This window comes from Paraeggerthella sp. Marseille-Q4926 (assembly GCF_916618935.1).
Lineage (GTDB): Bacteria > Actinomycetota > Coriobacteriia > Coriobacteriales > Eggerthellaceae > Paraeggerthella > Paraeggerthella hominis.
The window spans coordinates 439,213-452,477 of sequence record NZ_CAKAKF010000001.1; the positions used below are offsets into that span (position 1 = coordinate 439,213).

A 13,265-nucleotide genomic window follows, 5' to 3' on the forward strand; every position below is an offset into this window, starting at 1 on the left:
GCCGTGCGTTTGCGCTGGTTCGCTCGGTTGGATCAAACGACCGCAAACCGTCAAAACCTGCCAGCGAGGGCGGTTTTTCGCGCGCAAGTCCGCTTTGCGGGCGGGAAGGTGCGCTCGCTGGCATCCTGGAACCCCTTGTTGCTCGGCTGCGATTCGACGTGTTTCGAAAATAGTAACCTTTAGCTAACAATTGAGGTATGATGGAGCATGGACATGATGAACGGATGGGGGGCGAGGCAAGCTGAACGTGTGGTGAAGGAGGGCGAAAGATGGCGGATCCGATTGACGTGCGACCTTTGAGCGAGTCTCCCGTGTTTGCCGGCATACCGATGGAAGAGCGTGCGTCTTTGATTGCGGATGCGAAGGGCATGCTGCGCCGGTATCCTGGCGGCAGTTTGGTGCGCCGAGCGGGCGACGGGCTTGATTTCTACCCGGTGGTCGTGTCCGGCCGCGTGCAAGCTTCTTTGCCGCAGGGCGGGCTGGACCGCATCGTGTCCCTATTCGGCCCAGGCGATTCGTTTGCCGAGGCCGTCGCTTCGTCTTTGCGGCGCTGTCCCGTTGACATTCGCGCGCTTGAGGACACGGTGCTGCTGTGCATTCCCGCTGCCGGGCTTCGCGCCTGTTCCCATGCGTGGGCATCGACTTTGCATGGAAACCTCATGAGCGAGATGTCGAAGAAGGTGCTGGTCCTCAGTCGCAGCCTTGCGGTCTTGAGCGAGCCGCGCCTGTCCGATCGCGTTCTGGCGTATCTGGACACGCTGCCGCGCAATGCGGACGGGAGCGTGACCGTTCCGTTCGGACGCAGGGAATGGGCGGCGTGCCTGCGCGTGGCGGACAAGTCGCTGATCCGCGAGCTCAAGGTCATGCAGGATGACGGCGTCATCGAGGTGGACGGTCGCACGGTTCGCGTGCTGCGGCAAGCTCGCTAGAGGGGGTGGCGGCCCCAGCTCGTCGGCTGCAAATCGCCTTGCCCATTCTTGGCGGGCATGCCTTCTCAAAAAAAGTTATACAAAGGTAACATAGATCACTGACAAGGGGATTTCGCACTGCGTATACTGCGCTCATGCGGATTGCCGAATGCCTGCCAACAATAGGTGGGCGAGGGTTGACGTGCTGCGCCGAGGGATGGTTCCGGCCGGGCGGTGCGATGGAGCTGCAGGGCGAGAACTTGCAGCTTTTAAAATACCCTGAAGTTAGCCTTGGCTAATTAAATACGGCAACCGCGCATGAAGGTCCCCCGTGGAGCGGGCGGAGCGCATGCCGCCCGCTTGCGAACGCGAAGCGATAGAGCCAGTTCAGTGAAAGGATAGGCAACATGACCGAGATACGCGAAGGCATGCAGGATGCGTCCTTGTCACGCCGCGACTTCCTCAAGGCGGCAGCAGGTGCCGCCGTTGTCGCAGCGGCGGCGGGCGTGGCGCTGCCGGACATCAACGCGAGCAAGGCGTTTGCGGCAAGTGCGGTGCCGCTGTCGGGCGCTTATGCGGCACCGGGCACTTACACGGTGACGGCGAACTTGTACGTGGACAAGCGCGATTCGCCTATCGGCAAGAACGCGTACGTCACGAATCCGGGAAACCCGCCCTTCAACAAGCCCACTTCGCCCGTTGCGAACAATGCGACGCTCGTGGTGGCCGAGGGCGGTGCGAAGCTCTTGACCGTACCCATTGTGAACAGCTCGTTCGGCGTATTGGAGATTGCTTCGGCCTCGCAAGACGGCCTGGTGCGCATCACCGAGAAGAAGATGGGGAAGTGGGTCATGCCGAACTTCCTGTGGTCTTCTCCTTACGACGAGCGCGTTGTCTCGCTGACATTCGACGTGACGAACTTCGCCGGCGGCTCGGCGACCGCGACGTTCAGCCCTTCGGCTGAGTACGCATCGTTTCCCCTGTACAAGGGACGCAAGACTTGGGATCTGCATCTTGTTGCCGATTTGGGCGCTGCGTAACGTTCCCTATGCGCTGAAGCCGGCTGCTGCATCTGCGGCAGCCGGCTTTTCGAGGTTCCGTGACAGGTGCGCTTGGCGCTGGAGGCGCTGCGCGAACGGCCTGCATCGCGGTTGATTGCACGTTGCATGAAACAGAAACGAGGAATGAAACCATGAAGAACAAGGTGAACAGAGCAAGCGATTCGCTTGCGGGCGCCGTTCTTGCCGTGCTCTTGGTCGCTGCGTTGGTTCTGTCGCAGACGCCGGCCGGTTTTGCGTACGCATCTGCGCTCGGGCTGGCGGACGCGCCGGCGCATGCGCAAAGCGCAGAGGCTGCCGACGCTGCCGAAAGCAGCGTCCCTGGCGGCGAGGGCGAAGACGCGGCTGCGGCGCCGCTTTCGGAGCGCAGCGGGGAAGCGGACGATGCGGCGCGCAGGTCGCTCGACCGGGTTGACTCGCCGGACGGGAGCGCATCTGCGAAGGAGACTGCGTCTTCCTCTGCAGAGCGCGCGCCGGACGCCGTCGAAAAGCCGGCATCGACAAGCGCGGAAGGTGAATCCCGGGAAGGGGGTGCGAGCCTTGCCGTCGTCGCAGGCAGCGGGACCGGCGCGCAGGCGGGGCCGCAAGGCGAAGGCTCCGAACCGTCGCGGGCCGCGCTCGGCAGCGCGCAAGGCGAAGGCTACGTTGCTCCTCAGGGCGCGAGCAGCGCCGAGCTTGTCGCAGGAACCTATACGGTTTCCGCCAACGTGTCCATGATGACGCCGATGGGCATTCGCGGGTATGCGACCAATCCCGCGAACCCTGAAGGAATCGGCGGCCAGATGGGCGTTCCTGCTGCGGCCGTGACGAACGGCAGCACGTTGGTCGTGGCGGCCGACGGAACTAGAACGCTCACGTTCACGCTGATCAACCCCGTGTTCACGGTGCAAGCCGCAGGGTCTTCCCCCAGTGCTTCCGTGGTGGAGGCCACGCGGGTTCCCATCGAGCTGAAAAGCGACGACAGCCAGTACAACGACGATCTGGCTAGCGCCGGCATCACGTCGCGCATTTCCACGCTTACGGTGGAGCTGAAGGACTGGAGCGGAACGTACACGCTCCAGGGCTGCACGGAGTACGCCACCACGTTGAGAAAGTCGTTCAACATCGACCTGGACTTGACGGTTGATCTTGCCAACGCCGTGCGCGTTGTCGAGGGAGATTTCTCGAAGACGTTCGTCGACGACGAGGCGCGCGTGTCGGTGACGGTAAACGTGGAGGAGGGTTCGTCGGCGTTCGAATCGATCCAGTCCGCCGAGCTTTCGGCGCAGCTCGTCGAAGATGAAGGACGCCGCTCGGCGGTGAAGCCCGCGCTCGGTCGGCAGTATCAGAAGGCTCCCGACTTCAGCTTGCTGGACGTGCGCCTGATTTCGGGCGACGCGGACATTGCGGTTGACGATAAGGTGAGGTTCTCCGTTTCGCTGCCGGGCGAAAGCGGTTCCGAGGTGTTCTTGCATAAGGGCGCATCCCTGACTGCTCTTCCGGCTGCGCAGGCGGACGGCTCCCTGACGTTCGACAGCGCGCGGCTGGGATCGTTCGTGGTGGCTTCGGCTCCGGGAGAGGCGAACGCTCGGTGGCTTCGGTCGTACACGTACGCCGACGACGCTTCGGGCACGTCGGCAACATGGGTGACCAACGGCAACAACGAAGCCGTGAACAGCGGCGTGCCGGACATGAACAAAGAGGACGTCTTGCTGGGCTTGTACGAAGGCATGTACTTGCCGTTCGTGGGCGTCGTGGGCGCTCGCGCGCATGACGGAGCCGCGGTCGATCAGGCGTTGGAGCTGGTGAAAGAGTCGTCCGACTTCGGCGATCCCGCCATCGAGGGCCTGTACGCGATGGGACTCCATGTCGACATGACCTCTTTGGGAAGCAACCGAGTGCCCCTGGCGGCCGGGTTCGTGTCGACGGCCGGCAACGGCAACTGCGGCTTGAGCGGCACGCTTCCGGTAAGCGGCAAGAACGTGGCGATCTATCTGGTGGAAGGAACGGCGGACAAGCTGACCAGCGCGACCAAGGTCGACGCGGCTATCGGTGGCGGCACGGCGTTCTTCGACATCCTTCCCGTTGACGGCAACGCCGTTGCGAACCTTGACGGGCTGGACGGCAGGCTGCTCAACGGCGCGTACCTTCTGAACGGGCACAAGGACTGGATGAACTCGGAAAACGTGGCGTACTACGTGGCGGTGGCCGAGGCTCCTGCGAAGATCGAGAAGCCGATCCCTGCCCAGGGCCTGGTGTACAACGGGCAGGAGCAAACAGGCGTCGCTCCGGGCGAAGGCTATCGCGTTTCCCTGACGGGTTCGGCCGTTGATGCCGGCTCCTATACCGCGCTGGTCACGCTCGAGGACGGCTATACGTGGGCGGACGGGTCGAAGGGCGCTGCGACGCTTGCATGGACCATCGGGAAAGCGCAGCTGACCGCCGCGTACCGCAGTGAAACGGTCGCTGCGAACGAGGCTCCGCGACTGTCCGTGGGCGTGTCCGGGTTCGTGAACGGGGAGACGGCGGCCTCGGCGAAGGGCTTCGCTGCCCCGACGGTTTCCGCCCCGACGTCTTTGGAAGCGGGTGTAGCGTACAGCCTGACGCCTGTGGGCGGCGCGGCTGCGAACTACGCGTTTTCCTACCGCAGCGGCGTGCTGACGGTTGCCGAAGCGCAGGCTCCGGCGCTTGCGCCCGGCACGTACGCGGTGACGGCGAACCTGTTCGTCCCCTCGTCTGAAAACGACATTTTGCATCTGACGGCCTACATGACCAATCCCAAGAATCCAATGGAGCCCGAGGGAAGCCCGAACTTCGGGATTCCCACCGACCCGATGTCCGACAACGCGAAGCTCGTGGTCAAGGAGGACGGTACGAAGCTGCTCGAACTGGAGCTGCCGAATCCGGCGTTCACCCTGATCGATTTCGGAACGCCGGCGAGCGGCGCGCAGGTGCTCGGCATCGAGCGCGACGGCAAGCCGTACGGCGCCAACGCACAGGGCCGCATCGTCAAAGCCGTTGTCAAGCTGGACGGCGACGATCCCGTCTTGACGTTTCCCGGGAGCCACGTGTATGCAGCTCCCTTGCGCCTGGATAAAACGTGGGGCCTGTCGCTGGCCGTGGACTACGCCAGCGCCGTGAAGCTGTCCGACAGCACTGACCTGGCCGTTCCGGGCGACAACGGAGGCTCTGCAGGAGGCGGTTCCGGCGGGGCGGGCTCTGCTGGGGAATCCTCCGGCAATGGCGGCGGATCCGCAAGCGCGGGCGGCTCCGGCAGCGCGAGCAGCGGCTCGGGCAACGCTGCCAGCAGCGGGGACGTTCGGCGCGGCACGCTGGCTGCCGGCACCTACACGGTGTCCGCCAATATCTGGCTGAGCAGGCAAGATACGGGGCTTCCGTTGAATCCGCATCTGACCAGCGGGGATTTCCCGCCCATGAACCCGGTGGCGCGCAACGCCGTCCTGACCGTCGATGCTGCCGGGCGCGCTGCGGTGCAGGTTCCCATCGTCATTCAGTCGAGGATCATGACGGTGAACGCCATCAGCGGCTTGCGTATCGTGGACTCCAGCTCGAACGGCGGCGGCCTGTCTTCGATCACGGTCGACCTGGGCGTGCTGGAAGACGCCGCTTCGGTGGTCTCGCGATCGTGCACGGTGGACGTTACCATCGGGGATATGGCCATGGCTATCGGCGGATCCATCTTCGGCGGCGAGCGCAACCATACGTATCCGGCTACGTTCCAAATGAACCTCTCCGGCGTGCCCGCTTCGGGCGGCGGCTCGATTCCCGCTGCGGCCCTGGCCGTGATGAACGGCTCGGCGTCGGGCGATGCGGCGGCCAATGCTGAAAAGGCCACCGCCGAAGCTCTGGCTGCGGCCGAGGACAAGGCTGCGCGCGCCAAGTCCAAGGGCGTTGCGACGAAGTCGAACCCGGCGCAAGCCGAAGCCGACAGCGCTTCGACCGGCGATCCGGCTCTTGCGATTGGTTTGGGCGCGCTGGCCACGTTGGCCGTGGCCGGAGCGGCGGCGGGCACGTTCGCCTACCGCAGGAAGCGCGTGCCTTCGAAGGCTAAGGCCCGCTTCTAGCGTGCACGACTGAATTCGAGCCCGTCCGCCAGTCGCGTCGTGCGGACGGGTTCGCAGCTCTTTATTTGAAGGAACGACCCGGAAACGAGGTAGGCATGAATCTGACAAGACGCGCGTTCTGCGCGTTTGCGAGCACGGCAGTAGCAACGGCGGCCGTGGGTTTGGCGGGCTGTTCGTCGAGCGGCCCCGATCAAGGCGATGCGGCGCTCGGCGCGGTCGACCTGGTTGCGCAGCCCGAAAGCCGCGAGCTCATGGGCAGTCCCGATGCGTGCACTGCGCGCGTCGGCTTGATCATGGGCCCGCCATCCATGGGCCTTTCGCAGTTCATCGTGGCGGCGCGAGCCGGCAAGACGTTCAACGACTTCCAGTTCGAACTGAGCGGCGTGGACTACGTGGGCCTTTCCGCCGCGTTCAACCAGGGCAGCTACGATATGTGCACGCTGCCGTCCAATATCGGCCCCATCCTGTACAACAACAAGGAGCTGAAGAACGACTACCAGGTAATAAGCGTCAACAACCTGGGCGTGCTCTACGGCATCACCACCGATCCGTCGGTGGCTGCCGTGGACGACCTTGCGGGTCGCACGGTGTACAGCTACGGCGAAGGCGGCACGCCCGAGTACACGATCGAGGCGTTGCTGGGCAAGATGGGCAAGGCGGGGTCGTTCAACCTTGAGTTCAAGTCGTCGCCGTTCGAAGTGCTGAACCTTTTGCAGGACGAACCGAACTGCGCGGCCATCCTTCCGCAGCCGTTCGTGTCGCTTTCGAAGCTCATGGTGGACCCCCTGTACGCGCCTATCGACATCACCAAGGAATGGGATGCGGCGTTTGCCGACACGGGGAGCCAGGCCGTTACCACGACCACGATCGTGAATCGGAAGTTTCTCGAAGAGCACGAGCAAGCCGTGATCGAGTACCTGCGGATGGCGGGACAATCGGTGGCGTGGTCGCTCGAGAACATGTCGGCCGCGGCCGCTCTGCAAGAGGAGCTGGGGACGTTTCTGAACAACGCCGTGGCGCTGGACGCTATGCCCCAGATCAGCATGGTGAGCTTGACGGGAACCGACATGCGCACGGCGCTTTCGGGCTTTCTCGAGGAGCTGTACCGCTCGAACCCCGACTCGATTGGCGGCAAGGTTCCAGACGACGGGTTCTACTACCTGCCTCCCGTGGGCCAGCTTGACGATGCGGGCAGCGCGGGCGCGTAGGCTATGGGCGAACGGCGAGCGAAAGAGCTGCTGAGGCGGCTGGGCGTGCGCATCGGGCGGGCGCGCGAAACGCGTGATACGGGCGAGGCCCCGCGCATGCAGGTGGCTCAGATAGCGCAGAAGCTGGGTATGCCCGAGGACAAGGTTGCGCAGGTTATTCAGATGGTCAGGGAAAACGGCATGGACGACGCCCAGATGGGCTTCATGATGAGAACGGCCGTGTCCCGCGGCGTCGGTAGAGATCAGATCATGCAGATGATGACCTCCATGGGCGTTTCTTACCGGCAGGTGGTGCGCGTCATGCAGGCGCAAAGCCTCATGGACGACGAGGAAGCGCAGCTTGTTTTGGAGGAGGAACGCGCCGGGCGGGAGCGCGTCGTTGCCGCCCGAGGCGCGTCAAGGCGCATCGCAGGGGCGAAAAAGGCGCTGATCGTGCTGTTCTGGCTGGTCGTATGGGAAGTGCTCGATCGGGCGGTGGACAACCGCCTGGTTCTGGCCGGTCCTGTTCGGGTGCTAGAGGCGTTGGCGGAGCAGGTGGCGAAGCCCGACTTCTGGCTGATCTGCGGAGCTTCCACGGCGCGTATCGCCGCAGGGTTTCTCCTGTCGTTTTCCGTAGGGCTGCTGTTGGCTTTATTGGCGTACCGTGTGGCCATCGTACGCGACTTCATCGATCCCGTGATGTCGCTTCTGCGCACCATTCCCGTTATCTCGTTCATCATCATGCTGCTTATCTGGGTGGGCAACCAGGCGTTGACCGTGTACCTGGCGTTCTTGATCGTGCTGCCGCTGGTCTACACGTCCACGCTTGCCGGGTTCGAGAGCGTGGACCGGCACCTGCTGGAGATGGCGCGGGTGTTCAAGCTGACCAGATGGCGCACGTTCATGTACGTGTACCGCCCTGCGTTCATGCCGTTTCTGGTGGCAAGTTCCCGCATATCGCTGGGAATGAGCTGGAAAAGCGGCATCATGGCCGAGGTTCTGGCCGTGCCCAAGCCCTCTATCGGCAAAGAGATGAGCCTGGCGCGCACGTACCTGGACACGCCCGATCTGTTCGCGTGGACGGTGATGGTCATGGTGCTGAGCTTGGCGTTCGAGAAGGCGTTCATGGCGCTGCTGAAGCGCGCCGGACGTCCGCTGGGCGGCTTTTTGGGCGTGCGCGACGACGAGCGCGAAGGGCGCGCCCGACGAGGGCGGCGCGACGAGGGCGGCGCGAGCGACGCGGGAAAGGGCGATGCCGCATGGACATCGTGATGGAGCGCGTGGACAAGTCGTTCGGAGACGCGCGCGTGCTGGCGGGCGTGACGTGCACGCTTTCCGAAGGCGGCGTGTACTGCCTGATGGGGCCTTCGGGCGCGGGCAAGACCACCTTGCTGCGCGTGCTTCTGGGCCTTGAGCGCGCCGACGCGGGGCGCATCGAGGGCGCGCCTTCCGGCGCGGTTTCGGCGATGTTTCAGGAGGACCGCCTGTGCGAGACGCTGACGGCCGTGGAGAACGTGGCGTTGGTGTTGCCCGCGCGGGCCAGCCGACGCCAGATCCGCTGCATGCTGGAGAAGATCCTTCCCGCGGATTGCCTGAAGCGCCCGGTGATGCAGCTTTCGGGCGGCATGCGCCGACGCGTTTCGCTGGCAAGGGCGGTTGCCTATCCCGGCAGCGCAATCGTGCTGGACGAGCCGTTCACCGGGCTCGATGGGCAAACCAAGCGCGCGGTCATCGAGTTCTTGCTGGCCGAGCGGCGCGGACGCACGCTTTTGGCGTCAACGCACAGCGACGAGGACGTGGCGCTTCTGGGCGCCCGAAAAATCATGTTAGCCGATATAACGAAGGGGGCTGCGCGATGATAGACGCGACGAAGACCATGAAGCAGACGGTGTTGGACGAGCCTTTGTTCGGGGAGTTCCTGGTGTCGAAGGGGTTTCCGTTTTCGCTGGACAACCCTATAGCCGACCTGGTGACGTTTGCCGACGTGGTGCAGGTGCGCCAGCTGGACGAGCGCGCGTTTCTAGCCGAGTACGAGCGGTATCGCGTGCGCGCGAAGGGGGAATAGGGGGCGGGCATGTACACCGTTGGCATCGATATCGGCGCATCGTCGGTGAAACTCGTGGCGCTTACGGACGCCGAGGAGCTTGCGTGGCGCGAAAGCCGCCTGCATCGCGGGGCCGCGCTCGCGTGCCTGCGCGATATGCTGGCCGTTTTGGCGTCCAAGCTGCCGGAGGGCGAGTGCGCGGGCTGGGCCGCCGCCGGATCGGGGGCGGCGGCGCTGCGGGGCATCGATCCCGCTTGCCTTATGCTGGAAGAAGTGCCGGCGGTGTGCCAAGGCGCGCAGCTTCTGGCGCCCGAGGCGCGCTCGGTCATCGAGATAGGCGGGCAGTCGGCGCTGTTCGTTACGGGCGTCGGGTCGGGGCAGGTGCCTCAGTTCGCCATGAACGAAAGCTGCGCGGCGGGCACGGGGTCGTTTTTCGAGGACCAGATGGAGCGATTGGGGCTTGCCCTGGAGGAGTACTCGGATCTGGTGGAGGGCGCGGTTTCGGTGCCGCGCATCTCCGGGCGCTGCGCGGTGTTCGCAAAAACCGACATCATCCATCACCAGCAGGAGGGCGCGTCGGTTCAGGACATTCTGCTGGGTCTGTGCTTCGCCATGGTGAAAAGCTACAAGGCCACCATCGTGCGCGGGCTGCCCGTGGCGCGCCCGGTGGCGCTTTCCGGCGGCGTTTTGGCGAACCGCGGGGTGGTTCGGGCGGTGCGCGAGGTGTTCGAGCTTGGAGAAGGCGAGCTTTTGCACGCGCCCGACCATCTGTTTTTCCAAGCGGCGGGCGCGGCGCGCGAGGCCCGGGCGCAAGGCGGGCGCACGCTTTCCGGCAAAGACGGCTGCCGCCCCCTTGCGATAGGCGACCTTGCCGTGCGGTTGGCTGAGCATACGGTCGTCGACGACCTGCCCCGGCTGCGCGCGCTGCCGTCCGTGCCGGTCGAGGCGAGGCCCGGGTTTCGGCTGCGCCCGCGGCCCTGGTCGGTTTCGACGGGCGAGCCGGTGGGCTGCGCGCTGGGAATCGACGTGGGGTCCACGTCAACGAACCTGGTGCTGCTGGACGCACGGGGCGCGTTGCTGGACGCGCAATACCTGCGCACGCGCGGCGACGCGCGACGGGCGGTGCGCGAGGGCTTGGACTCGCTTGCGAAGCGCCTGGGCTCCGCCGTTCGCGTGACGGCCGTGGGCGTGACGGGTTCGGGGCGCAGCATGATCGGGAAGATGGTTGGCGCCGATGCGGTACGCGATGAGATCACTGCGCAAGCGCGCGCCGCCGTGGCTGCCGACGCGCGGGTCGACACCGTGTTCGAGATAGGGGGCCAGGACTCCAAGTACGTCAGCTTGAAGGACGGGCGGGTGGCCGATTTCCAAATGAACAAGATATGCGCGGCGGGCACCGGGTCGTTCGTCGAGGAGCAGGCTGCGCGCCTGGGCATCGAGCTTGCCGACTACGGGCCGCTGGCGCTGTCCTCGAAGGCACCTATTGACCTGGGGGAACGCTGTACGGTGTTCGTGGAAACAGCCATCAACGCGGCTTTGGCGAAAGGCGCGTCGACGGCCGATGTGGCGGCGGGCCTGTGCTTGTCGGTGGTGCGCAACTACCTGCATCGCGTGGTGGGAACCAAGCCGGTGGGCGCCCATGTGGTGCTGCAGGGCGGCGTGGCCTACAACCCCGGCATCGTGGCCGCGTTCAAGGCGCACCTGGGCGACGCCCTTTCGGTGTCGCCGTGGTTTGCCGTGTCGGGCGCGGTGGGCGCGGCCTTGCTCGCGCAGGAGGCCGGGGCGGAGGCCACGGCGTTTCGCGGGTTCGACCTGACGCGCGCGCAGCAGGCTTCGAGGGCCGTCGACCGCGCGTCCGTCGAGGAGAATCGTCGGTTCTTTCGCAAGGTCGACGAGTTGTTCTTGGAGGGGTACGACGCCCGCATCGATCCGTCCAAGCAAACGGTGGGCATTCCGCGCTGCCTTATGCTGCACAAGCTGTTTCCCCTGGCAAACGCGTTCTTCAAGCAGTTGGGCTACAACGTGCTGCTGTCCGATGCGACCGACGAGGAAACGGTGCGCCTCTCCCAGCAGACGGCTCAAGGTGAGACATGCTATCCCGTGAAGCTCGTCCACGGTCATCTGGAGCAGTTGGCGCGGCGCGGCGTGGACTACGTGTTCATGCCGGCGGTGCGCACGATTCGCCACGTCTCTTCCAAGGTTGCGCACAACTACGCGTGCCCCTACATGCAGTCGGCGCCGATGCTGGCGGCCAAGGAGCTTGACTTCGAGGGCCGCGGCATTCGCCTTTTGAGCCCGGTACTGGACATGGATTTCGGGCAGCAGGCCGTTGCCGAAGCGCTGCTGGGCGTGGGCGCGCAGCTGGGAAAGGAGCCGCGTGAAACCGCCCGCGCCATGCTGGCGGGCGGTTTCGCGGTGCAGGAGTTCACGCGTAAGACCGAAGAGCTGGGAGAGCAGCTGCTGGGTTCGCTCGGCCCCGACGAGCGCGTGCTCGTGCTGATCACCCGCAACTACGGCATTGTCGATCCGGCGCTCAACATGGGCATTCCCGATGCGCTCCTGGACCGTGGCCGGAAGGTGATCACGGTGAGCCACCTGCATGCGCATGATGTGGACGTGTCGCAGGATCATCCGGGGCTGTACTGGCCGTTCGGGCAGCATATCGTGTCGGGCGCGAAGCTGGTGCGCCGCGATCCGCGCCTGTTCGCGGTGTACCTGACCAATCACGGGTGCGGCCCGGACACCATGGTGAGCCACCTGTTTCGCGAGGAGATGGGCGACAAGCCCTACCTGCATATCGAGACCGACGAGCATTCTTCGCAGGTGGGGGTCGTGACGCGCATCGAGGCGTTTTTGAACGCGATCGACCACTACGAGCCGCGCGACGAGCGCGCGCTGCCCCTGGCGGGCCGTCCGCACGAGGCGCCGCACGCGACGCTCGACGCGCAGCGGGTTGTGGCGCTGCCGTCGTTCGGGGCGTGGGGGCCCTTGGTGGGCGGCTGGTTGGAGGGGCGCGGCCTGCGCGTGGAATTGCTGGAACCCGACGACGCGGCTGTGGCCGCCGGACGTGCGCGTAGCGCTTCGAAGGAGTACCTGTCGTTCACGGCGCTGCTGGGGATGTCGTTGCGGGCGGCTGCGAAAGCCTCGGCGGAACGTGCCGGTGCGAGCGGCTTGCAGCTGCTGCTGCCTTCGACGGAAGGCGCCGAGGCCGACGGGCAGTACGACCGCGTGATCCGCGCCGTCTTGGACGAGGAAGGGGCGGCCGACGCGAAGCTGGTTGCGCCGATCCTCGATCAGCTGCCTTGGTCGATGCCCGATCCCGAGGGCTTCTTCCTGCATCTTTTGGCCGGCGACGTAGCCTACGCGGCCGACCAGGACGATCGTCAAGAGGTGCTGGACGGGTTCCTGTGCGATGGCGTGACGTTCGAGCGCGTATGCGCCGCGGCCCGTCGAGCGGGGGATGCGGCCGAAGGGGGTTCGCGCCGCGCCCGCAAAACGCTTGCGCTGGTGGGCGAGTGGCCCTTGGTGTACGCCGACCAGCTGACGGGCGGACGCTGGGAGGGCCTTGAACGCGCGGGATATCGCCTGGTGCGCATGCCGCTGTCCGAGTACCTGTGGTTTCTGTGGCGCGATGCGCGTCAGCCCGACGAGCTGCTGGCGGCCTTCGCCGCGCAGATGGCCGAAGTGCACCGTTCGTTGGGCTGCGCCTCGCCGTTTTGCGCCAGCTTGGACGACCTGCGGATTGCGGCTGACGAGGCGCTGGGGGGCTATCGGGGCGCGAACGGAAGGTACCGAGCGGCTAAGGCGCGCTTGGCGGCGCGCGAGGCGGACGGCGTGATAGCGGTGTCGTCGATGTACGAGAACACCGGCATCGTGCTCAAGCTGCTCGACGATGCCGACGACCTTGCGGCTCCCGTGCTGCACGTGTCGTTCGACGGCGCGCTCGACCAGGGCATCGACGAGCGCTTGCGGTCGTTTCTCTACTACGTGTGAGGAGCGGCTGC

Annotated in this window: 8 protein-coding genes; all 8 read left to right on the forward strand. The window is 65.4% G+C overall.

Going from position 1 to position 13,265, the window contains the following annotated elements; genetic code table 11:
• Positions 1-269: 269 nt before the first annotated feature.
• A complete protein-coding gene (locus LG373_RS01800; RefSeq protein ID WP_114566814.1) occupies positions 270-929 on the forward strand; it encodes a Crp/Fnr family transcriptional regulator in 660 nt (219 codons plus the stop codon).
• A gap of 386 nt (positions 930-1,315) precedes the next feature.
• Entirely contained in the window at positions 1,316-1,948 is a 633-nt protein-coding gene (locus tag LG373_RS01805) for a twin-arginine translocation signal domain-containing protein (protein ID WP_225748815.1), read from the forward strand.
• Between the two features lie 152 nt (positions 1,949-2,100).
• Positions 2,101-6,030, forward strand: a complete 3,930-nt coding sequence (locus tag LG373_RS01810; RefSeq protein ID WP_225748816.1) for an MBG domain-containing protein — start codon at positions 2,101-2,103, stop codon at positions 6,028-6,030.
• A gap of 95 nt (positions 6,031-6,125) precedes the next feature.
• Complete coding sequence (locus LG373_RS01815) at positions 6,126-7,238, forward strand: Tat pathway signal sequence (protein WP_225748817.1); 1,113 nt, start codon at positions 6,126-6,128, stop codon at positions 7,236-7,238.
• 3 nt (positions 7,239-7,241) lie between these two features.
• Complete coding sequence (locus tag LG373_RS01820) at positions 7,242-8,489, forward strand: ABC transporter permease subunit (RefSeq protein ID WP_225748818.1); 1,248 nt, start codon at positions 7,242-7,244, stop codon at positions 8,487-8,489.
• Positions 8,477-9,076, forward strand: coding sequence for an ATP-binding cassette domain-containing protein (locus LG373_RS01825; RefSeq protein ID WP_216528868.1), 600 nt, complete (start codon positions 8,477-8,479; stop codon positions 9,074-9,076). Before LG373_RS01820 ends, LG373_RS01825 begins: the two co-directional genes overlap by 13 nt.
• Complete coding sequence (locus LG373_RS01830) at positions 9,073-9,282, forward strand: nitrate ABC transporter ATPase (RefSeq protein WP_114566820.1); 210 nt, start codon at positions 9,073-9,075, stop codon at positions 9,280-9,282. Before LG373_RS01825 ends, LG373_RS01830 begins: the two co-directional genes overlap by 4 nt.
• A 9-nt stretch (positions 9,283-9,291) precedes the next feature.
• Positions 9,292-13,254: an acyl-CoA dehydratase activase gene (locus LG373_RS01835; RefSeq protein ID WP_225748819.1), complete on the forward strand. Its 3,963-nt coding sequence runs from the start codon at positions 9,292-9,294 to the stop codon at positions 13,252-13,254.
• The last annotated feature ends 11 nt before the right edge of the window (positions 13,255-13,265 follow it).